This window comes from Curtobacterium sp. B18 (assembly GCF_000333375.1).
Lineage (GTDB): Bacteria > Actinomycetota > Actinomycetes > Actinomycetales > Microbacteriaceae > Curtobacterium.
In genome coordinates this window covers 1-21343 of record NZ_BACZ01000536.1, presented here as the reverse complement: position 1 = coordinate 21343, position 21343 = coordinate 1, and the positions used below count along the sequence as shown (strand labels likewise).

23 protein-coding genes and 1 pseudogene are annotated in these 21343 nt (G+C 72.7%); 12 read left to right on the top strand and 12 right to left on the bottom strand.

Annotated elements, in window-relative coordinates; genetic code table 11:
- Positions 1 to 49 precede the first annotated feature (49 nt).
- From I5E_RS14350 to I5E_RS21860, 3 genes are all read left to right on the top strand, one after another.
- Complete coding sequence (locus I5E_RS14350) at positions 50 to 1048, top strand: SDR family oxidoreductase (protein WP_031262790.1); 999 nt, start codon at positions 50 to 52, stop codon at positions 1046 to 1048.
- Positions 1049 to 1087: 39 nt separating this feature from the next.
- The gene (locus tag I5E_RS14345; RefSeq protein WP_022907597.1) at positions 1088 to 1405 is read left to right on the top strand and encodes a hypothetical protein; all 318 of its coding nucleotides are present in this window, start codon (positions 1088 to 1090) and stop codon (positions 1403 to 1405) included.
- Positions 1406 to 1474: 69 nt separating this feature from the next.
- Complete coding sequence (locus I5E_RS21860; protein WP_022907596.1) at positions 1475 to 1672, top strand: hypothetical protein; 198 nt, start codon at positions 1475 to 1477, stop codon at positions 1670 to 1672.
- Positions 1673 to 1740: 68 nt separating this feature from the next.
- Here the strand turns inward: I5E_RS21860 and I5E_RS14335 are convergent, their stop codons facing one another.
- The 3 genes and pseudogenes from I5E_RS14335 to I5E_RS26515 all read right to left on the bottom strand — a co-directional run.
- Positions 1741 to 2472 (bottom strand): tyrosine-protein phosphatase, encoded by a 732-nt coding sequence (locus tag I5E_RS14335; RefSeq protein ID WP_022907595.1) that lies wholly within the window; start codon positions 2470 to 2472, stop codon positions 1741 to 1743.
- Positions 2465 to 4333: an aldehyde dehydrogenase family protein gene (locus tag I5E_RS26520; RefSeq protein ID WP_261974954.1), complete on the bottom strand. Its 1869-nt coding sequence runs from the start codon at positions 4331 to 4333 to the stop codon at positions 2465 to 2467. The genes I5E_RS14335 and I5E_RS26520 overlap by 8 nt, the downstream gene beginning before the upstream one ends.
- A 508-nt stretch (positions 4334 to 4841) precedes the next feature.
- A pseudogene (locus I5E_RS26515) lies at positions 4842 to 5699 on the bottom strand (proline dehydrogenase family protein); the annotation flags it as partial.
- Between the two features lie 453 nt (positions 5700 to 6152).
- On the opposite strand from I5E_RS26515, the gene I5E_RS14325 reads away from it, so the two are divergent.
- On the top strand, positions 6153 to 6629 hold the full coding sequence (locus I5E_RS14325) for a MarR family winged helix-turn-helix transcriptional regulator (RefSeq protein ID WP_022907594.1): 477 nt from the start codon (positions 6153 to 6155) through the stop codon (positions 6627 to 6629).
- Between the two features lie 55 nt (positions 6630 to 6684).
- Here the strand turns inward: I5E_RS14325 and I5E_RS14320 are convergent, their stop codons facing one another.
- Positions 6685 to 7365 (bottom strand): hypothetical protein, encoded by a 681-nt coding sequence (locus I5E_RS14320; RefSeq protein WP_022905955.1) that lies wholly within the window; start codon positions 7363 to 7365, stop codon positions 6685 to 6687.
- Positions 7366 to 7574: 209 nt separating this feature from the next.
- Between I5E_RS14320 and I5E_RS14315 the strand changes: the two genes are divergently transcribed.
- From I5E_RS14315 to I5E_RS25615, 6 genes are all read left to right on the top strand, one after another.
- Entirely contained in the window at positions 7575 to 10046 is a 2472-nt protein-coding gene (locus I5E_RS14315; RefSeq protein ID WP_022907593.1) for a phosphoketolase family protein, read from the top strand.
- A 147-nt stretch (positions 10047 to 10193) separates the two neighbouring features.
- Positions 10194 to 10493, top strand: coding sequence for a hypothetical protein (locus I5E_RS14310; RefSeq protein ID WP_148286982.1), 300 nt, complete (start codon positions 10194 to 10196; stop codon positions 10491 to 10493).
- Positions 10480 to 10695 (top strand): hypothetical protein, encoded by a 216-nt coding sequence (locus I5E_RS14305; RefSeq protein ID WP_022907591.1) that lies wholly within the window; start codon positions 10480 to 10482, stop codon positions 10693 to 10695. The genes I5E_RS14310 and I5E_RS14305 overlap by 14 nt, the downstream gene beginning before the upstream one ends.
- 34 nt (positions 10696 to 10729) lie before the next feature.
- Positions 10730 to 11413 (top strand): fumarylacetoacetate hydrolase family protein, encoded by a 684-nt coding sequence (locus I5E_RS14300; protein WP_022907590.1) that lies wholly within the window; start codon positions 10730 to 10732, stop codon positions 11411 to 11413.
- Between the two features lie 158 nt (positions 11414 to 11571).
- The gene (locus I5E_RS22835) at positions 11572 to 12534 is read left to right on the top strand and encodes a sugar phosphate isomerase/epimerase family protein (protein WP_022907589.1); all 963 of its coding nucleotides are present in this window, start codon (positions 11572 to 11574) and stop codon (positions 12532 to 12534) included.
- A 10-nt stretch (positions 12535 to 12544) separates the two neighbouring features.
- Positions 12545 to 12721, top strand: coding sequence for a hypothetical protein (locus I5E_RS25615; protein WP_022907588.1), 177 nt, complete (start codon positions 12545 to 12547; stop codon positions 12719 to 12721).
- 79 nt (positions 12722 to 12800) lie between these two features.
- Here the strand turns inward: I5E_RS25615 and I5E_RS14285 are convergent, their stop codons facing one another.
- From I5E_RS14285 to I5E_RS14260, 6 genes are all read right to left on the bottom strand, one after another.
- Positions 12801 to 13130, bottom strand: coding sequence for a hypothetical protein (locus I5E_RS14285; protein WP_022907587.1), 330 nt, complete (start codon positions 13128 to 13130; stop codon positions 12801 to 12803).
- The gene (locus I5E_RS21845; RefSeq protein WP_022907586.1) at positions 13127 to 13693 is read right to left on the bottom strand and encodes a hypothetical protein; all 567 of its coding nucleotides are present in this window, start codon (positions 13691 to 13693) and stop codon (positions 13127 to 13129) included. Before I5E_RS21845 ends, I5E_RS14285 begins: the two co-directional genes overlap by 4 nt.
- Positions 13690 to 14304: an RNA polymerase sigma factor gene (locus I5E_RS14275; protein ID WP_022907585.1), complete on the bottom strand. Its 615-nt coding sequence runs from the start codon at positions 14302 to 14304 to the stop codon at positions 13690 to 13692. The genes I5E_RS21845 and I5E_RS14275 overlap by 4 nt, the downstream gene beginning before the upstream one ends.
- A 169-nt stretch (positions 14305 to 14473) precedes the next feature.
- Positions 14474 to 14629, bottom strand: a complete 156-nt coding sequence (locus tag I5E_RS25610) for a hypothetical protein (RefSeq protein WP_022907584.1) — start codon at positions 14627 to 14629, stop codon at positions 14474 to 14476.
- A 135-nt stretch (positions 14630 to 14764) separates the two neighbouring features.
- The gene (locus I5E_RS14265) at positions 14765 to 17287 is read right to left on the bottom strand and encodes an ATP-dependent DNA ligase (protein ID WP_022907583.1); all 2523 of its coding nucleotides are present in this window, start codon (positions 17285 to 17287) and stop codon (positions 14765 to 14767) included.
- Entirely contained in the window at positions 17284 to 18174 is an 891-nt protein-coding gene (locus tag I5E_RS14260; RefSeq protein WP_022907582.1) for an SDR family oxidoreductase, read from the bottom strand. The genes I5E_RS14265 and I5E_RS14260 overlap by 4 nt, the downstream gene beginning before the upstream one ends.
- A 106-nt stretch (positions 18175 to 18280) precedes the next feature.
- Between I5E_RS14260 and ku the strand changes: the two genes are divergently transcribed.
- Together ku and I5E_RS14250 are read left to right on the top strand one after the other, a co-directional pair.
- A complete protein-coding gene (gene ku / locus I5E_RS14255) occupies positions 18281 to 19297 on the top strand; it encodes a non-homologous end joining protein Ku (protein ID WP_022907581.1) in 1017 nt (338 codons plus the stop codon).
- Positions 19298 to 19347: 50 nt separating this feature from the next.
- Positions 19348 to 19953 (top strand): antibiotic biosynthesis monooxygenase, encoded by a 606-nt coding sequence (locus tag I5E_RS14250; protein WP_042723911.1) that lies wholly within the window; start codon positions 19348 to 19350, stop codon positions 19951 to 19953.
- Between the two features lie 4 nt (positions 19954 to 19957).
- Here I5E_RS14250 and I5E_RS14245 read toward each other — a convergent pair whose 3' ends face one another.
- Both I5E_RS14245 and I5E_RS14240 read right to left on the bottom strand, forming a co-directional pair.
- Entirely contained in the window at positions 19958 to 20893 is a 936-nt protein-coding gene (locus I5E_RS14245) for a Ppx/GppA phosphatase family protein (RefSeq protein WP_022907579.1), read from the bottom strand.
- A 50-nt stretch (positions 20894 to 20943) separates the two neighbouring features.
- Positions 20944 to 21343 (bottom strand): PfkB family carbohydrate kinase (locus tag I5E_RS14240; RefSeq protein ID WP_022907578.1); only part of this gene is annotated, 400 nt, incomplete at its 5' end.

Here is a 21343-nt window from a genome sequence, read left to right as displayed (position 1 = left end):
GGACGTCGGCTGGGTGGGGTCGGTGGTCACCGTCGGTAGAACGGGAGTCATGACACGTGTGGCAGTGGTGACCGGTGGTTCGGCTGGACTCGGACGGGCGACGGTGCGGGAGCTCGCCGCGCGGGGGTGGGACGTGGCCGTGCTCGCGCGGGGGCGGGACGGGGTCGACGCCGCGGTCGCCGAGGTCGAGGCAGCCGGCCGACGCGGGCTCGCGCTCGTGGCGGACGTGGCCGACCGCGAGGCCGTCGAGGCAGCGGCGGACCGGGTCGAACAGGAGCTGGGCCCGATCGACCTCTGGGTGAACGGCGTCATGGTCGGCGTGTTCGGTCGGTTCCTGGACACCGCCCCAGAGGACTTCGAGCGGGCACTGCACGTCACCTACCTCGGCTTCGTGAACGGCACCCGGGCCGCACTGTCCCGGATGGTGCCGCGCGACCGCGGTCAGGTCGTCCAGGTCGGTTCGGCGCTGGGGTTCCGCGGCATCCCGCTGCAGGCCGCGTACTGCGGCGCGAAGCACGCGATCGTCGGGTTCACCGAGTCGGTCGTCTCCGAGCTCCTCGAGCAGGGCAGCAGGGTGCAGGTCTCCCGCGTCGACATGCCGGCGCTCAACACCATCCAGTTCCAGTGGGTGAAATCGAAGCTGCTGCACCAGCCGCAGCCGGTCGCGCCGATCTACCAACCGGAGGTCGGCGCACGGGCGATCGCCACCGTCGCCGAGCGGCCCCGTCGACGCACGTGGGTCGGGGAGTCGACCGTCTACACGATCCTCGGCAACCGGATCAGCGGCCGGTTCGCCGACTGGTACGCCGCGAAGACCCTGGTCTCCGGGCAGCAGGCCCCGGCGAAGGACGGCGCGGCGATCGGCGTGAACCTGTACGAGCCGGTGCCGGGTGACCACGGGGCGCACGGGGTGTTCGACGACACCGCGCACGCCTGGTCGCCGCAGACCTGGTGGGTGGAGCACCGACGTCTCGGGAACGGGATCGTCGGTGCGGTGCTGGCGGGGGCAGCCGGTGCGGTCGCCCTGGCAGCGGGACGACGACGATGACGGCGCGGGCGTCGGCGCGCGGCCGTCGACGCGGCACCGGTGTCGAGGCGTTCCGCGCCACCGTGGGCGTCGGGCACGCCGTCCGGGCGGGCCGGGGGGCGGGCAGCCCGTGCTCGACGCCGTGCTCGCCTGCGGCAGGTCGTCCAGGCGGCACTCGTCGCGCGCGCCGGGACCTCCGACGCGCACACGATCAGCGCGGTCGTGGACACGGTGCACGGCCTGACGATGGTTCCGCTGGTCATCATCGGGCATCGGCGACGGTTCGCGCTCGGCCAGCTCGGGATCGCGCTGGTCCTGGTCGTCGCCGAGTGCGCCGCGGTGGGCACCGGGCGCCGGACGGGCCGCGGCGGTCGGTAGCGCACCGGGTCGGCCGGGATGCGCGGGCTGTCGCCGGTCGCCCACGGAGCGCGGCGTAGCGTCCGGGACATGAGCGACAAGGAACAGACCGAGCCCGTCATGGACGGCGCCACCGAGGCCACGAACCACGAGAAGCTGCGCGGCCTCATCGAGCAGGTCGACCACGACCACGCGGGCGAGGGTGCCGGCGCGATGGCCGACCACCTCCGCGACCGGATGGACGAGACCGGCGTCGTGGACGAGGAAGCCGGCGACACCGAGGACTGAGGCATGCACGCCGGGCGATCGCGCAGCGTCGCGCTCGCCCGGCGGAGCCGTCGGACCGTACCGGCGGCTCAGGCGAGGCGCGCGCGGAAGGTGCGCAGTGTCTCCAGGTCGGCGGCGTCGAGGCCCGAGCGCTCGACGAACCGCTCGACGGCGAACCCGTCGAGCGCCGCGCGGAACGCACCCTCGACCGTGGTGCCGTGCTCTGCGCAGAGCGCCTCGATCCTCCCCTCGGTCGACGGGACGCCGATGGAGGCGAGCAGGGCCGGGGCGTTGTCGACGGTGACGAGGTGGTCGGCGACGATCGCCTCGGGTTCGACCCCCGCGATCGTCAGCAGGGCGAGCGCGACGATCCCGGTGCGGTCGCGTCCGCCCGCGCAGTGGAACAGGACGCCTCCGGGTTCGGCGCGCGCGATCGCCCGCAGCGCCCAGCCGGTGCGTTCGGGCAGCTCGGCGAGGTGCGGGCCGTAGTACAGGGGCGTGCCGACGAGCCCGGTCTCCCAGTACGCCTGCCAGAAGACCGGCGCAGCATCGAGCCCGTCGTGGTCGATGACCACGGTGGTCAGCCAGTCCGGTCGGGCGCCGGTGTCCTTCTCGGTCTCCCACGGTGCGCGCAGGTCCACCACCGTGCGGACCCCGGCGTCGTGCAGCGCCCGCCAGCCGTCGGAGGTCAGTCGGTCGACGCTCTCGGACCGGAAGACGCGCCCGGACGGGGTCGAGCCACCGTCCGCCAGGGGGAGCCCGCCGAGGTCACGGGCGTTGTGCAACCCGTCGGCGTGCAGGGTGCGGTCGACGTCAGACATGCAGCTCCGCGAAGTCGGGATCGAGGTCGCCGAAACGGTGCGCGGTGATCGACACCGTCTGTTCGCGGAGGAACGGCAGCATCTCGATCATGCCGGCCTCGACCACGGGGGCGTCGTGGATCGCCACGTCGACACCGGCGCCGAGGGCTTCCTCGAGCGCGAGCGGGTCGCCGCCGATCAGCCGGATCCGCGCACCGGGGCCGCCGAAGGCGGTGTGCGTCGGACGGTCCTGCCCCTGGGCGAGCACCGCCTCGAGCGCGTCCTGCGGGGCGTCGTCGCCCGAGGACCAGTCCGGCCGGAACAGGTCGCCCGTGGTCGCGCGGCGGAGGAACTCGTCGTCCGACTCGACGAGGTGGTCGACGACGCGCAACGGCGAACGGCTCGAGGCGAGGAGCTGCGTGAGCGGTCCGGGGAGCGGCCGGGCCGTGCTCACGAGGAGGTCGGCGCGGGCCGCGGTCGCGGCGACCAGCACCCGGACGAGGTCGCCGGCGGGAGCGCCCTCTGCGTGCCGGACGATGACGGACTGCGGGCGCCAGCGGAGCACGTTCCGCTCGACGACGAGCCCCGCCGGGTCGTGCGTCACGCCGAACTCGGACTCGCGGGCACGGACGTCGCTGAGCGCACCCGCGCGGACCTGGTCGAACTCCTCGAAGGACAGCCCGCTGCGGGCGGCCTCGATGACGGCCGTGACCCGCGGCGGCAGGCCGTGCAGCTGGATGCTCTTGTGGACGGTGCGGGGCGTCGGTTCCCACCGTCCGAGCGTCGCGACGTCCATCGGTCCGCCCGGCTTCGTGCCGGTGCCGACGGACGAGCGCTTCCACCCGCCGAACGGCTGCCGGCCGACGACCGCACCGGTGGTGCCGCGGTTGACGAACAGGTTGCCGGCGCGGACCCCGGCGATCCAGTCCGCGACCTCGTCGGGGTCGAGGGAGTGGATGCCGGCGGCGAGACCGTGGTCCGTGTCGTTCTGGATCGCGACGGCCTGGTCGAGGGTCTCGGCGCGCATGACGCCGAGCACCGGCCCGAGGTGTTCGGTCCGGTGGAAGTCGCTGCCCGGGCGCACGCCGTCGCGGATGCCCGGCGACCACAGTCGTCCGGAGTCGTCGAGCGGGACGGGCTGCACGAGCCAGGACTCCCCCGGCGCGAGCTCGGTCAACCCGGCGCGCACCGTGCCCTCGGGTTCGGCGATGAGCGGCCCCATCTGCGCGGACGGGTCGTCCGGCCAGGCGACGCGCAGGGTGCGGGTTGCGTCGACGAGCTGCCGACGGAACCGTTCGCTGTCGCCGACGGACCCGACGAGGACCACGAGCGAGCACGCCGAGCGCTGCTGTCCGGCGCGTCCGAAGGCCGACCGGACGACGTCCTGCACGGCGAGGTCGAGGTCGGCGCTCGGCGTGACGACGATCGCGTTCCGCCCGCTCGTCTCGGCGGTGAGCGGCAGCCCGGCCCGCCACCAGCGGAACGATCGAGCGGTCTCCGCCGACCCGGTCAGGACGATCCGGTCGACCGTCGGGTGCGCGATGAGGTCACGGCGGAGCTGGTCGTCGTCGAGGTCGACGAGCTGGAGCAGGGAGTGCGGCACCCCGGCGTCCCAGAGGACGTCGGCGAGCACCGCGCCGGACCGCTCGGCCTCGGGCGCGGGCTGCAGGACGACCCCGCTGCCGGCGGCGAGGGCGGCGACCACGCCCGCGGCCGGGTTCGCGACCGGGGCGCTCCACGACGACACCACCACGGTGAGCCGGGGCGGCACGTACCGGGCGCCGTCGCCGTCGAGCACGGCCAGCCGCCGGGCGCTGTCGGCGGCGTGGTGGGCGGAGTCGATCGCGGCGCTCACGTCGGAGTCGGCCTCGGCGAGGGTCATGCCCCGTCTCCGCCGCTGCCACCTCGACGAGGTCCGCACGCCGCGTCTCGAGCTCGTGCGCGATGAGGTCGAGGAGCTCGGCGCGGTCGGACGGGTCCTGTCGTCCCCAGTTCACGCCGGCCTGCGCGGTCCGGGCGACGATGCGCTCGAGCTTCGAGCGGTCGGCGACCCTCGCACCGCGGATGGTCTGGGCGCCGAGCTTCGACCGCGGTACGCGGCGGAGCACGTCCGTCGCCCACGCACGGTTGGCCGCGGTCGACGGATCGGTGTCCGGCGCGTTCGCGAAGGCGTCCCGGTGCACGGGTTCGCCGATCGGGGCGCGGCGGTCCTGCGTCCGGTGGGTGGCCGGCACCGGATCCGTTGCGTCGAGGGCCGTGACCGCCGCGAGCCACCGGCCGCGTTCGCGCTCGAAGACGCGCTCGTCGTGGCCGATGTCGGCGGCGCCGGCGACGAAGCCGTCACCGCTGGCGCTCTCCTGCAGCCGCCGGGCGAGGTACGGGATCGCCGAGTCGAAGTGGTCGGGGTGCACGACCGGCGCGGCGAGCAGCACCGGACCGACGTCGGCGCGGACGGCGTCGAGGTGGCCTGAGGCCATCCCGAGCAGCACCGCGACGTGCACGCCGTCGGTGACCCCGCGGCGACCGGCGAGGGTCCACGCCGTCGCGAGCGTGAAGAGGTTGTGGCTCGCGACGCCGATCCGGACCGCGTCGATACGCTCCGGCGTGAGCGCGGCATCGAGCAGCCGGAGGTACGCGGTGTCGGTCTCGACCTTCGAGCCCCACGTGGCGAGGGGCCACCCGTGCAGGACCGCGTCGACCCGCTCCGTGGCGAGGGACGCCCCCTTGACGAGCCGGACCGTGATCGGTGCGCCGCCGCGGGCACGTCGCTGCTGGGCCCAGGCGGTCAGGGACTCGAGGGCGCCGGCGGTGTCGGGCAGGTACGCCTGCAGCACGATCCCGGCTTCGAGCCCGAGGAACTCGTCGCGGTCGAGCAGGGTGCGGAAGGCGGCGAGGGTGACGTCGAGGTCGCGGTGGTCCTCGGCGTCGAGTGTCACGGACTTCGCCACCGGCGACCCCGCGGCGAGGCGGTACAGCGGCACCAGGCGGTCCACCACCCGTTCGACGGTCTGGTCGAAGGCCCACGGGGACAGCTGCGGCACGACCGAACGCACGCCGATCGACACCTGGTCGACCTCGTCACGGGCCAGCAGGTCCATCGTCCCCTGCAGCCGTCGGTCGCTCTCCGCGGTGCCGAGGACCGCGTCGCCGAGCAGGCGCACGTCGAGGCGCACACCGGGGCCGCCGACCTTCGCGAGCGCCGCGCCGAGCTTCGCGTCGGGCGCGTCGACCACGAGGTGCCCGGCCATCCGCCGCAGGATCCGCCGCGCGGTCGGGGCAACCGCCCACGGCGCCATCGTGGCGAACCCTCCGCCGAAGGTCACCGCGCCGCGCAGGGACCAGGAGAGGAAGTCGGGGACGTCCTGGCTGACCTTCTCGAGGTTGCGCGCCACCACGCGGGGGTCCTCGGGACGGACGACCTTGTCGACCAGACCGCGGGTGAAGTCGAGCCCCTGTCCGTCCCGCAGGGCCTCGGACAGGCGCACGGCACCGGCGTCGGGCTTCGTCCCCGCCGACGCCGCGAGCCAGCGGCGCACGAGGGCGACGGCGTCGTCGGTGCAGTCCTGCAGTCGGGCGCTCGGCATGCTCCGATCGTATGCTGCGCCACCGACCCCACCTCGGAGCGAGCCGTGTGCCGGCGGCGAGTCATCCGAGCGGATGATCATGCCGTCGAACCGTGTCGAGGTCGATACGCTGGCGCCATGTCGATCGAGGGCGCCGAAGGCCACGACTGGGCCACGTGGGACGCCTACCACGACGTCTGGCGGCGACTCGACCGGGCACTCGACCAGGCCGTGCAGCACGGTGCCGGGATCTCGATCCCCGAGTTCGAGATCCTCATCGGGCTGCAGCGCGAGCCGGACCACCGGCTCCGGGTCCGGGACATCGCGGCCGGCATCGGCTGGGAGAAGTCGCGCGTCAGCCACCAGGTCACGCGCATGGTCGCGCGCGGGCTGGTCGAGCGTGCGGACTGTCCCACCGACGGACGGGGCAGCTGGGTGGAGATGACCCCGGTCGGCCGCAGGGCGGTGCTCGCCGGGATCCGTGCGCACACCGGTGCGCTCGAGGAGCTGTTCTGGAGGCCCGTGGGGACCGATGCGGACACGCTGCGGTCCGTCAGTGCTCGCGTCGACGACGCGATCGGCCCCGTCGAGACGGAGCCGGACACCGCACCCTGAGACGACGACACCCCCGTCCCGGGACGGCCGGGGCGGGGGTGTGACGTGGGGGGTGTTACTTGATCTGGGCGGTGATGGTCGCGACGCCGACGAGGAGGCCGGACTTCACGGCGTCGGTCTTGAAGGTGCTGTTGAGCAGCTTCGCGGCGTCACCGGAGACGTGCACGGTGGTGCCGGTCAGGATCGCGTTGTCGCCCTCGAGCTGCAGCGGCTTCAGGGTGCCACCGTGCAGGGAGAACAGGTACGCGTTGTTGACCGCGACCTTGCCGTTGACCAGGACGTCGCCGTAGAGCTTGGACGAGCCGGGGTTCACGACGAAGTTCTCCAGCGTGACCGTGGTCTCACCGGCGGTGAGGGTCAGACCCGAGTCGTCGTGGTTGAGCAGGCCCTGCACGTAGGGGCGGTAGTTGCCGTCCGGGGACCAGTACGTGACCGACCCGGAGGTGATCGGGAACGACACGGACCCGTCGGCGAGCTTGGCGTCACCGGAGACACCCGGGGTCAGCTTCAGGGCGGTGAGGGCGTCGGTGAAGCCGGAGTCGAGCTTCACGGCGGTGTTGCCGCCGAGGACCTCGGGGACCGAGGCGACGGGGCCGGGGATCTTCGACGACGACGAGGACACGGTGTGCACCGACGGGGTCGAGGCCTGCGCGGAGGTGATGCCGAACGCGGCACCGCCGAGCACGAGCGCACCCGTGGTCGCGAGGGTGATGGAGGTCTTCAGGGACTTGCGCATGGGATCTGTCCTTTGCTGTCTCGGGGGCTCCGGCCGGTGGCGACGTGCTCCTGTGCACGTGCCGTGCTGTGTGCTTGCTGAGGCCCGGCCGTTCGTGACCGGAGAGCGCCCTGGGCGTTTGCCCTTGTGACATGCATTCGGCACCCCCTGCCGAACGGTTTGGAAGTTTTTCTGGGTTTCTCGGGCGACCGCCTCCGTACCGTGGGGTCATGGCCCCCGCATCCCCTTCGAGCACCGACCGGATCCGCGCGATCGACGCCTGGTGGCGCGCCGCGAACTACCTCACCGTCGGCCAGATCTACCTGCTCGACAACCCGCTGCTCGACCGCTCGATCGCACCCGACGACGTCAAGCCCCGCCTGCTCGGACACTGGGGCACCTCGCCGGCGCTCAACCTCGTGTACGCGCACTGCAACGCACTCATCGCCGAGACCGACCGCCAGCTGCTGTACATCTGCGGCCCCGGGCACGGCGGCCCCGCCATGAACGCCAACGCACTGCTCGACGGGACGTGGGGCGAGCTCTACCCGGGCATCACCCCGGACCCGGACGGACTGCGGCAGTTCTTCCGCCAGTTCTCGTTCCCGGGTGGCATCCCGTCGCACGCGGCCCCCGAGACACCAGGGTCGATCAACGAGGGCGGTGAACTCGGCTACTCCCTCGCCCACGCGTACGGCGCGGCCCTCGACAACCCCGACCTGGTCGTCGCCTGTGTCGTGGGCGACGGCGAGGCCGAGACCGGCCCGCTCGCCGGCTCGTGGCAGGCGCACACGTTCCTCGACCCGGTGTCGGACGGCGCCGTGCTGCCGATCCTCAACCTGAACGGGTGGAAGATCGCGAACCCGACGATCCTCGCCCGCATCCCGCACGACGACCTGCACGCGTACTTCCGTGGTCTCGGGCACGAGCCGATCGTGGTGGACTCCGCCCGCGTCGACGACGACCCGTTCGCCGTGCACGCCCTGTTCGACGGCGCGCTCCGGCGTGCGCTCGCGACGATCGACGACATCCAGGCCGCGGCCCGTGCGCAGGCCCAGCGGGCAGCAGCCGGACAACCGGCCGGCGCCGCCGACCTGCGCCCGCGCTGGCCGATGATCATCCTGCGGACGCCGAAGGGCTGGACCGGCCCGAAGGAGGTCGACGGCGAGCAGGTCGAGGGGACCTTCCGTGCCCACCAGGTCCCGCTGCCGGCCGTGCGGGACAACGACGAGCACCGCCGCCAGCTCGAGGAGTGGATGCGGTCCTACCGCCCCGAGGAGCTGTTCGACGAGTCCGGGCAACCGATCGGCATCCTCACCACCATCCGGCCCGCGGGCGACCTGCGGATGAGCGCGACGCCGCACGCGAACGGCGGTCGGCTCCGCACGGCGCTCGACCGCCCCGGGCTCGAGGAGTTCGGGGTCCCGGTCGGCGAGGACGCGAGCGCGACCGGCACGCTCGGCCCCTGGCTCGCGGCCCTCATCGAGCGGAACCCCGCGTCCTTCCGGCTCTTCGGCCCGGACGAGACGGTGTCGAACAAGCTCGACGCGGTCTTCGACGTGACATCCCGGGTCTGGCGTGCCCAGCGCGGCGTCGGCGACGAGCACCTCGGCGCACACGGCCGGGTCACCGAAGTGCTGTCAGAGCACCTGCTCGAGGGCATGCTCGAGGGCTACGTGCTGAGCGGTCGTCACGGCATCCTCAACACGTACGAGGCGTTCGCGCACATCATCGACTCGATGGTCGGGCAGTACGCGAAGTGGCTCGAGTCGTCCACCGACATCGACTGGCGCGCCCCCGTCTCGAACCTGTCGATCCTGCTGTCGTCGCACGTCTGGCGCCAGGACCACAACGGCTTCTCGCACCAGGACCCGGGGTTCCTCGACGTCGTCGCGTCGAAGCAGCAGGACCTCGTCCGGATCAAGCTGCCGGCGGACGCGAACACCCTGCTCGCCGTCGCGGCACACGCGATGGAGACGACCGACCGCATCGAGGTGATCGTCGCCGGCAAGCACCCCGAACCGGTGTTCCTGTCCCTCGAGGACGCCGTCGCGCACGCGGACGCCGGCGTCGGGCAGTGGGACTGGGCCGGCACCGAGGAGACCGAGGGGCACGTCGACGTCGTGCTCGCCTGCGCCGGTGACGTCCCCACCGTCGAGACCGTGGCCGCCGCGGACATCATCCGCCGCCACGCGCCCGGGGTCGGTGTCCGGGTGGTCAACGTCGTGGACCTGCTGTCCATCGGCGACCCGCGGAAGCACGAGCACCCCATCCCCGACGAGCGGTACGACGCACTGTTCCTGCCCGGCACCCCGACGGTCTTCGCCTTCCACGGGTACCCGTCGCTCGTGCACCAGCTCACCTACCGTCGGAACGGGCACGACGACCTGCACGTACACGGGTTCCTCGAGCAGGGCACCACGACGACCCCGTTCGACATGCTCATGCGCAACGAGATGGACCGGTTCGCGCTCGCGCACGACGCCCTGACCCGGGTGGACCCGGATGCGCACGAAGCGCTGCGCACGCGGCTGACCGAGGCCCGGACGGCGGCGCGCGAGTACGCCTACTCGCGTGGCGAGGACCACCCGACGGTCGGTGCGTGGCGGTTCTCGGGCTGGCCGCAGGACGAGGCGGCGTCGGAGGGCACGGGCGGCGACCCGGGCGAGGGCGAGTCCGAGGGGGCTGCGCCCGGCAACTGACGCGCGTCCGCGCACTCCTCCACATCCGGGAGGCGCGGGTCACCTTCCACAGGACCGGTCACGCTCGGCGCGTGGCCGGTCCTGTCGCGTCAGGGTGGCGGACATGGATGCAGGCTGGACGAGCGCGAGCGTGTCGTGCTCAGCGCCATGGTGGCGGTCGCGAGCGTGGTGGTCACGGTGGTCGAGGGGCGGCGGGCGCGGCGGAATACCGAGTTCTTGGGCCACCGGGACCACTGGTGGCAGCGTTGGTCGTGGGTCGTCGAGCGGGTGCTGTCGACCGATGAGCGGCGCCGTGACGCGGCCGCTCTGATGACCGATGCCCTGATGACCCGGGCGTGGGTGACCGACGACGACAAGTGGGTCGAGCGCGCGCTCGACGATCGCGAGACGACCGCCGCGCGACGGCTCCGCGGCAGAGAGGAACGACCTGACCGTGATCTCGGATGAAGACGACGCGTCCTTCAAGGCCCGACTGGACCGGATGGAACGCCGGACCCCCAGCCTGCTCGCGCACCCGCACTACGGGCCACTCGTCCGTGCAGCCGGCGACCTCGAACGACTCGAGGAGATGCGGATCGAGTGGCGCGAACGGCAGGAACGGGCACGCGCGCGACGACTCCAGTGGGAGGCCTCGATCACCGAGGGCTGACCCACCGTGCGGGTCCCGGTGGCACGCTGGACCGGTGAGCGAGTTCGTCATCCCGGCCCCGACCGTCCCGACCGTCCCGACCACGACCGGCGGGCGCTTCCCCGTCCGGCGGGTGTTCTGCGTGGGTCGCAACTACGCCGCGCACGCTCGGGAGATGGGACACGATCCGGACCGCGAACCGCCGTTCTTCTTCACGAAGCCGGCCGACGCGGTCGTGACGGACGGCGCGGACACCCCGTACCCGTCCGTCACCCGGCAGCTCGAGCACGAGGTCGAGCTGGTCGTGGCGATCGGCCGGGGCGGGTCGGACATCCCCGTCGACGCGGCCCTCGACCACGTCTGGGGATACGCGGTCGGCATCGACCTCACGCGACGCGACCTGCAGGCCGAGGCGAAGCGGCTCGGACGCCCGTGGGACACCGCCAAGGGCTTCGACGCCTCGGCCCCGGTCGGCACGATCACCCCCGCCGCCGACGTCGACCCGACCTCGGGCACCGTCGAATTCCGGGTGCACGGCGACGTCCGCCAGACCGGTGACCTCGCCGACCAGATCTGGTCGGTCGCCGAGACGGTCGCCGAGCTCTCGCGTTTCGTGACCCTCGCGCCGGGCGACCTGCTGTTCACCGGGACACCGGACGGGGTCGGGGTCGTCGACCGCGGGGACCTGCTCGAGGGCACGATCGGCGGCGTCGGTTCGGTGCGGACCGTCATCGTCTGACGCCGTCGCGTTTCCCCCGTGTGACGGCGGACTGGGAGGGCTCGCAGCCTCGCCGAGTAGCAATGTGTCGACGCCGCCGCGGGGTGTGCGGCGTCCCACACAGGACACGCGGACCGCGACGGGGCGGGGCGGCGCGTCCGGAGAACGGAGGTGCCGCCGTGCAGGAACACGATCTGCTCGCGACGTCCTGGACCTGGGCCGGGACCGAACCGATCGGCGAGCGCATCGCCGCCGTCGGTGCCGCAGGCTTCGCAGGACTCTCGCTGTCGCTCGGCGACCTGCACGAGGTGCGGGCGACGATCGGGTTCGTCGAGCTCCGCCGCATGCTCGACGGTGCCGGGATCGTCTGGGTCCAGCTGGGACCGCTCGAACGCTGGTGGACGTGCGCGAGCCACACCACCGACCAGGACGCCGACCGCGGCGTCGTGCTCGAGGCCGCGGCGACGCTCAGCGCCTGGCAGGTCGTCGCGCGTGCGGACGTCACGCTGCCCGGCGTCGCGCCGACGGCCATGGTCGACGACTGGAACGCGCTGGCCGGCCAGGCCGCGGCGGTCGGTGCCCAGCTCGTCCTCGAGCCCGAACCGTGGTCGAACCTGCCGACCGTCGAACGCGCCTCCCGGTTCGTCACGGCCGCCGGTCACCCGAACGGCGGACTCCTGGTGGACGCGATGCACGCGCTGCGCGGCGGCTCCACGCTGGCTTCCATCCGCGAGGGCGTCGCACCGGCCACCCTGGCAGCGGTCGAGCTCAGCGACGGCCTGCTCCACACACCCGCGGGCATGACGCTCGCCGAGGAGGCCCGCGAGGCACGCCACCTCCCCGGGGCGGGCGCCTGGGACGTCCCGGGCTTCGTCCGGACCGTGCGGGACCTCGGGTTCGACGAGCCGTGGGGTGTCGAGGTCCGAACGGCCGCCCACCGGGCGATGCCGATCGAGGACGCCCTGCGGACGGCTGCAGCGGCGACCCGGGCCGTGCTCGACGCCGCGGACGCGTTCGGCACGCCGGCGGTCCCGGCGATGCCGACCACTCCGGCGCCCACCTCGGCCGTGGACTTCGAGCCGCAGGTCGCTCCGCCGTCGGACGTCCGGCACCGCGACGCCGACTCAGGGGCGCCGGCGTAGGGTCGCCGGCATGACCGACCAGCCTGCACACGACGACGAACTGCTCCGCCGCTCCCAGGAGTCCATCGACGAGGCGAAGGCCGCCGCGGCCGACGTGGTCGAACCGGCAGAGGACGACCTCGTCGACGAAGGTCTGCCGGTCGCCGACGACGCCGCTCCGTCGGACGGCCCCGCACCCGCGCCCTGAGACCGGCAGCGGCCGGATCAGGCCGCACCATGCAGGACCAGGCCGGATCACGCCGGATCAGGCCGCAGCGGACCGGGGCTCAGTCGATCTCGACGACCCGCACGGTGACGTCGCTGGGCCGGCGTCCGAGCAGCGCAGCGGCCTCGGCGACGACGGCGTCGCGGACGCTCCGGACGAGGTCGAGCGTCGGGATCCGCCGGTCCGTCGTCACGACCACCCGGATGCGTGCGCCGTCCGGTCGGTCCTGCACGAGCACGGCACCGCCGTCCCGCGGCAGGTCGAGCACCGAGCGGACGTCTCGGACGAGCGTCGCGAGCTTCGGCCCGGGCGGGAGCACGGAGCGGACCCCCGGGACGCGGAGCACGACCGCGGTCAGTCCGCGCGAGACGGTCCGGACGTCGGCGGTCACGATCGGTCTCCGTCGATGACGTCGGCCACGTGCACCACGAGCGACCGGACCACGAACGGCGCGTGCACGGCGAGCGTGTCCGCGACGAGCGTCCGGAGGGCCTCCGCGCGGAGGTGGACCGGCCCGTCGGTGCTCGCGGCGATCGACACCTCGACGTCGATCGGGGCTCCGGCGGTCCCGAGCTCGCCGGTGAACCGCGTCCGGCGGACGACCACGCCGGGGACCTCGTCGCCGAGCGCACGGACGAGTCCCCGGAGTGCGCCCTCCGTGACGACGAGCGTCGAGGCAGGGTCCTCGTCGGGGACCGGGATGTCCCGGCCCGCGTGTGCCGTCGTCCGCACCGAGGCGAGCACGCTCGCGATCCACCCGTCGTCGACAGCGGTCGCGGCGACGTCCGCGTCGAGCAGGTCGCGTGACGCCGTCCGCAGGACTTCGAGGCGCGCCAACGCGACGGAGGCCTCGGGATCGGCGTCGATGTCGGGTCTGGCCGGGGTGCGGTCGGCATCCAGGTAGTCGGAGAGCTCCTCGAGGGAGAACGCGCCGAACCGTTCGTCGTCGGTCATCGCCAGCCCTCCATCCGCTCGAGGACCCGGCGTCGTGCCCGGGCGAGCGCGCCGCGGACCGCGGCCTGCGACATCCCCGTGGCCTCGGCGATCTCGGCGTACGACGCCCCACCGATCTCGCGCATCACCCAGACGACGCGAGGTCCGTCCGGCAGTTCCTGCACGATACGCGCGAGTTCCTGGACCTGCAGGCGCGCGCTGACCACCTCGTCGACGGGACGGTCGTCGGAAGCGTCGACCACCGCGTCGAGGTCGAGGTGCGGGTGACGCCGACGGAGACGATCGAGCGCCTTGTTCGCCGCGATGCGGAACAGCCAGTTCCGCACCCGCTCGGGGTCGTCCACCCGGTCGATCCGCTGCCACGCCTGCAGCGCTGCCTCCTGGACGGCGTCCTCGGCGTCCCCGTCGCCGTGGCCGAGGATCCGGGCCGCGTAGGCACGCATGTGCGGACCGTACCGCCGGATCAGGACGCCGAACGCGACCGTGTCACCGTCGGCACTGCGCTCGACGAGGGAGGCGTCCGACAGGGACGCCAGGGCATCAGCGTCGCTCAGGATCGACTCCTCGTGGGATTTCCCCGGTTCTCGCGTGACGTTTCCGGTCGTCGCCACGTCTTCCCTACGTACCTACCAGGAGCGTGCTGCGTGCCTGGTCGAGAACGCGCCGTGGCCGGTCATCCCTGAACGAACGGCCACGGCGTCTCGACGGCGGTCCGTGCGTCCCCTGATCCGGCGCACGGGCCGTCTTCTTCCCAGGCCCGTGGTGTGCCCCGCGCCGGTCCTACTCGTCGACCTCGTCACCGAGGAAGTCCGCGTAGGTCACCTCGGGCTCCGCCACCGCGACCCCCGGATCCACGGGCGTGTGCGCCGACCGGTCCCCCGCGATCGTGACGCGTTCCTCCGTGGTGAACGGGGGCAGGTACTTGCTCGCGCTCATGCTCGTGCCCTTTCGTCCCGGCGAAGGTAACAGCACGCGACGGCAGCGCGGGGTCCCGCACACGAATCGTCCCCCGACCGCAGCCGGAACGGGGGACGGTTGTTCGCCCGGGGCGGACCCCATGCGGACGCATGCTCACGATTCCCGGACGACCTCCGACGGGTCCTTGTCCGACCGCCACCCCCGCCACGACGGCTGGCGCAGTCGGCCGTCCGAGGTCCACTCGGCGAACTCGACCTCGCCCACGCGCTTCGGCGTCACCCAGTGCGCGTCACGGGCGTCCGGCCGGGGAACGTCCACGAACGGTGATGTCGTTCGTCCGAGCGCGCCGAGCACCGTGCCGATCTCGTCGAGGTCACGGTCACGGAACCCGGTGCCGACCTTCCCGACGTACTCCAGCCCGTCCGGCCCCGGCACGCCGAGCAGCAGGGAGCCGATCCCGCCGGCGCGTCGGCCGTTCCCCGGCTTCCACCCGCCGATCACGACCTCCTGCGTGGCGTGGTGCTTCAGCTTGAGCCAGGCCTCGGATCGCCGTCCCTCGGCGTACTTCGAGGTGCGCTTCTTCGCGACGACCCCTTCGAGTCCCTGCTCCGCCGAGTCAGCCATCGCCCGGGCGAGGTCACCTTGGTGGGCAGGCGGGACATCGATCGCACCGCCCGGTTCGACCACCGTCTCGAGCGCCTGCCGACGCCCGTCGTACCCGAGCCGGGTGAGCTCGTGGCCGTCCGCCTCGAGCACATCGAAGAGCAGCAGCCGGACCGGCGTCTGCCGCCGTGCTGCCTCGACCTCTCGCGATCGGGTCAGTCCCATCCGGTTCTGCAGCAGCTGGAACGAGGGCCGCCCCCGGTCGTCGAGGGCGACGATCTCGCCGTCGAACACCCCGTCGACCCCGGCCCGGTCGCCGAGTTCCTGCAGCTCCGGGTACTGCGCCGTCAGGTCGTTGTCGTTGCGGCTGCGGAGGGTGACCGTGCCGTCCCGCACGGTCGCGAGCGCGCGGATGCCGTCCCACTTCATCTCGAATGCCCAGTCGGATGCGTCGAGCGACGGCTCGCCCTTCGCGAGGGTCGCCTGCATCGTCCGGCGGTCGGCGGGAGCCGTGTCCGACGCCGCCGTCCGGTCGATGCGCGGGCTCGCCGCACGCCCCGGAGCTGCGGACCGGGAGGCGCGGCTCGCCGCCGCCGGGTCCCCGCCGTCCGCCAGGCGGTCCGGTTGGTCCTTCGTGCGGTGGATGAGCCAGTTCTTCTCGTCGCCCTCGCGCCCACGACCCCGCCCGCGGGTGTGCAGCAGCGCGAGACGGCGAGCGCCCCCGGTCCGGCCGTGCAGCGTGACGATGACCTCTTCGCCCTCGCGCCACTTCTCGAGCTCGTACGTGCCGTCGTCCCAGATCGTGACCGTCCCCCCGCCGTACTCGTCCTTCGGGATCGTGCCCTCGAACGCGCCGTACTCGAGCGGGTGGTCCTCGGTCTGCACCGCGAGGTGGTTCTTCCCCGGGTCCGTCGGCTCGCCCTTCGGCAGCGCCCAGCTGACCAGGACGCCGTCGTGCTCGAGCCGGAAGTCGTAGTGGTCGCGGGTGGCGTGGTGTTCCTGGATGACGAACGTCGGGGTGCCGTCCTTCCGCACCGTCGGGGCGTCCTCGGGGACGGGCTCCGGGGTCTTCGCGGCGTCGCGCTTGGCGCGGTAGGCCGTGAGCCGGTCGCGGGCCGGCTGCTCCGCGTCGTTCGCCCGCTGGGTCCGGTCGCTGTCCCAGTGACCGTGGTCGTCCCGCCCGACCGCCAACGAGGCGGAGGCGACCGGGTGCAGGTGGTCGCCCCGTTCCTCCAGGCGTTCGAGGACCTCGTCCAGGGTGAGCTGCGCGAGCCCCCGCTCGGTGAGTTCCTGCCACGTGCGTGGAGCGGCGACCGTCGGCCGGTCACGGCCGCGCAGGGAGTACGGCGCGATCGTCGTCTTGTTGCCGTTGTTCTGCGACCAGTCGACGAACACCTTGCCCGTCCGCTCCTTGCGGCTCATCGACGACAGCACGAGGTCCGGCAGGTCCTGTTCGAGCGCCTTCGCGAGTTCGTGCGCGACCTCGGACACGTGTGCGGTGGTCGCGCGTCCGTCGAGCGCGGCGTAGAGGTGGATGCCCTTCGACCCGGACGTCACCGGGTACGGGGCGAGCCCCATGCCGTGCAGGATCTCGCGCGCGGCGACGGCGACCTCGACGCACTCGGGCAGGCCGACGCCCTCGCCGGGGTCCAGGTCGAGCACGAGGCGGTCCGGGTTCTGCTGCCCCCCTCGGGGACCGAACCGCCACTGCGGCACGTGCAGCTCCAGTGCGGCCTGCTGCGCCATCCACACCAGGGTCGGCAGGTCGTCGACGATCGGGTACTCGTTGTCGTGCTCGGCGTGGTGGATGGTGTGGTGCCGGACCCAGTCCGGGGCGGAGTCCGGCAGGTTCTTCTCGAAGAAGACCGTGCCCTCGACGCCGTTCGCCCAGCGCTTCCGGGTGACGGGGCGGTCCTTCACGTGCGGGATCATCCACGGCGCCACACGCTCGTAGTACTCGATCACCCGCCCCTTGGTCGTGCCGGTCTCCGGGTAGAGCACCTTGTCGGTGTTGGTGATCGCCAGTCGACGGTCGCCGACGAGGACGACGGTCTTGCGGGCCACCGGGCTCACAGCGCCACGCCGGTCGCGCCCGCCACCGTGAGGGTCGTCCCCGACGTGTACGACGACTCCGGTCCGGCCAGGTACACGTAGGCGCTGCCGAGCTCGACGGGCTGCGCGGGTCGGCCGAACGGGGTGTCCTGACCGTAGGCGGCGATCTCGTCGCCCGGGTAGCTGATCGGTTGCAGCGGCGTCCACACCGGGCCCGGAACGACGGTGTTCGCCCGGATCCCCTTCGCGGCGAGCTGTCGCGCGAGCCCGTTCGTGTAGGTGATGATCGCGGCCTTCGTCGCCGCGTAGTCGATCATCCGGTCCTGCGGTTGGTACGCGGCAACCGAGCTCGTCGTGACGATCGCGCTGCCCGGCGCCATGTGGGGCACCGCTGCCCGGACCAGCCAGAAGAGCGAGTACAGGTTGACCTTCATCGTGCGGTCGAAGTCCTCGGTCGACTGCGCCGTGACGTCCTCGTGCACCTGCTGGTGGCCGGCGACGAGCACGAGGGCGTCGAGTCCCCCGAGCTCGCTGACCGCGTCGCGCACGAGCGTGTCGCAGAACCCCTCGTCGGTCAGGTCGCCGGGGAGCAGCACGGCCTTCCGCCCGAGGTCGCCCACGACGTCGCGGACGGCTTCGAGGTCCTCGCGTTCCTCGGGCAGGGCGTTCAGGGCGACGTCCGCGCCCTCCTTCGCCATCGCAATCGCCGCTGCCCGCCCGATGCCCGAATCGGCCCCGGTGACGAGCACACGGTAGCCGGGCATGCGGCCCGTGCCGAGGTAGCTCGTCTCGCCGTGGTCCGGTGCCGGGTCCATCGCGCTCGCCAGTCCGGACCCCTGCTGCGTCTGCGCGGGGAAGGGCGGACGGGGGAACTGCGAGCGCGGGTCCTGCTTGTCGAGCTGGCTCATGGGCCCATGGTGCTCGCGCCGCGGCCACCGCGGTTCAGCGAAGCGGGATCTGTGGAGAACCCGTCCGCTGCGGGCGCTCCCGTGGAGAGACGGGCATCATGTGGCCATGAGGTCGATCTGGAAGGGTTCCATCGCGTTCGGGCTCGTCAACGTCCCGATCAAGGTCTACGCGGCGACCGAGACCCACGACGTCTCGCTGCACCAGGTCCACGACGAGGACAAGGGCCGCATCCGGTACAAGCGGGTGTGCGAGTTCGGCCACGAGGTCGAGTACGCCGACATCCAGCGCGCCTACGACGACGGTGACAAGACCGTGGTCCTGACGGCCGACGACTTCAAGCAGCTCCCCGAGGAGCAGTCGCACGAGATCGAGGTCCTCGAGTTCGTCCCCGTCGACCAGGTCGACCCGATGATGTTCGAGAAGTCCTACTACCTCGAGCCCGACTCCCGCTCCCCCAAGGCGTACGTGCTCCTGCGCGAGACCCTCACGAAGACCGACCGGCTGGCGATCGTGCAGTTCACACTCCGGCAGAAGACCCGGCTCGGCGTCCTGCGCGTGCACGACGACGTCATCCTGCTGCAGGGGCTGCTCTGGGGCGACGAGGTGCGTGCCGCCGACTTCACGGCCCTCGACGCGGCGGTGAAGGTCAGTGCGAACGAGCTGAAGATGTCGTCGTCACTCGTCGACAGCATGTCCACCGACTTCGACCCCGACCGCTACACCGACGCCTACCAGGTGGAGCTGCAGCAGCTCATCGACGCCAAGCTGGAGTCCGGCGACGACATCGACACCGAGCAGACCTTCGGCGAACGCGCGGACGACGACGATGACGAGGGTGGCGACGTCATCGACCTGATGGCCGCCCTGCGGGCGTCGGTGGACAAGAAGCGGTCCGGGTCTGGAGGCGCGGGGTCGCGTTCCCGGCGCGGGTCCCGTTCCACGAAGCAGGAGTCCACTGCCGACGCGTCGCCGAAGCGGACACCGGCCACGAAGGCGCCCTCGAAGAAGGCTCCTGCCGAGAAGGCCCCCGCGAAGAAGACACCCACGAAGAAGGCCCCGGCGAAGAAGACCCCGGCGAAGAAGGCCCCCGCGAAGCCCGCCGCCGGGAAGCAGGCCAGCTAGCCGGACGCCCACGACACGAGCAGGAAACACGCGTCGGCCAGACTGGACGCATGACTCCACAAGAGCCAGGGAGCCTGTCCTCGTCATCCGTGAGTGCAGGCCCGCCCGTCACCGTCTCCATCACCCGCCTCGTCGAACCCGACCGCATCCCGGACGCCACCCGCTGGGTCCAGTCCGGCGTGAACCTCGCGAACCGCTACCCGGGGTTCCTCGGCTCCGGGTGGGTCCGCTCGCACGCGACGAGCCGTGAGTGGCACATGCTGTACCGGTTCGCCGACCACGACGCCCTGGCGACGTGGGAGAACTCCGACGACCGGCTCCGGTGGCTCGACCTCGGCCGCGACCTCGTGGTGGAGTCCCGGGTCGAGAAGCGCACCGGGATCGAGGGCTGGTTCGACGCCCCGGCCGATGCCCCGGCGTCGAGTGCACCGCCGCGGTGGAAGCAGGCCGTGAGCATCTGGCTCGGCTTCTTCCCGGTCAACCTGGCGTTCACGTACCTGGTCGGCTGGCTCGTCCCGGCGTTCGGCGCGCTCCCCGTGCTGCCGCGGGTGCTCGTCACGACGCTGGTGCTCACGCCGATCATGACGTTCTGGGTGCTGCCGTTCGTGACGACGCTCATCCGCCCGTGGCTGCTCGCGCCGCCGAAGCGGGGCTAGCCCCTCAGCCGAGCACCGACAGCTGGTCGAGCCGCTCGAGGATCACACCCTCGCGGAGCGCCCACGGGCAGATCTCGAGCGCCGGCAGGTCGAAGATGTCGAGGCACGCCTCGGCGACGAGGGCACCGGGGACGACCTGGTGCGCCCGACTCGGCGACACCCCTGGGAGCGTCGCGAGCTCGTCGACCGACATCGTCAACAGGGCGGGCAGCTTCGCGCGGAGCACATCGCCGTCGAGCGACCGCGGCACGAGCGACCCGGCGGCGGACGGCGCCGCACCGCAGATGCGGGCGATCGACCGGAACGTCTTCGAGGTCGCGACGGCACGGTCGGGCCGGCCGGCGCGCAGCAGCAACCCGGCGTCGCGGGCGATCTCGACGCGGATCTCGTGGCGGATCCGGCGCACGTCGTCCTCGGTCGGGGTGCCGGTGGCGAAGTAGGAGCGGGCGAGCCGTGCGGCGCCGATCGGCATCGACCACGCGACGTCCGGCGCCTCGTCGGCACCCCCGGCGATCTCGAGGGACCCGCCGCCGATGTCGAACACCGCCAGGCGACCGGCGGACCACCCGAACCACCGCCGGACGGCGAGGAAGGTCAACCGCGCCTCGTCGCCACCGGACAGCACGGCCAGCTCGACGCCGGTCGCCCGCTCGACGTGCGCGAGCACCGCGTCGGAGTTCACGGCGTCGCGGACGGCCGAGGTCGCGAAGGCGAGCATGTCCTCGCACCCGCGGTCCTCGGCGACGCGGACGGCGTCGGCGACGAACGACGTCAGGGCGTCGACGCCCGCCTGGGTCACCGCGCCGGCGTCGTCGAGGTGCTCGGCCAGACGCAGCGGCTGCTTGAACGACGACGCCGGCAGCGGGGCCGCCCCGCCGTGAGCGTCCACCACGAGCAGGTGGCCGGTGTTGGACCCGATGTCGAGGACTCCCACGCGCATGCCACAACGCTAGTGGCCCGGGCCGACTGGAACGGCCCGGGAGGCGCGCCTCACCGCGCCAGGAACGCCTCGAGTTCCGCGGTGGTCGGGTACGACGCCTGCGCGCCCGCCTTCGTCGCGGCGTACGCCCCGACACCGACCGCGAACCGCGCGGCCTCGACGAGCGGGTCGCCCGCGGCGAGGCGGAGCGCCACCGCCCCCATGAACGCGTCCCCGCAGCCCGTGGTGTCCACCGGCTCGACCCGCACGGCGTCGATCGACACCGGCTCGGCGTCGCCGTCGTGCACGACGCAGCCCGAACCACCCCGGGTCACGATCGACCGTCGGACGCCGTGCCCCCCGAGTTCGGCGGCCTCGTGCTCGTTGACGAGCAGGACGTCGGTCAGCTCGAGCAGCTCCGCCGGGACGGCACCGAACGGGGACAGGGTCGTGAGCACCGTGACCCGGCGG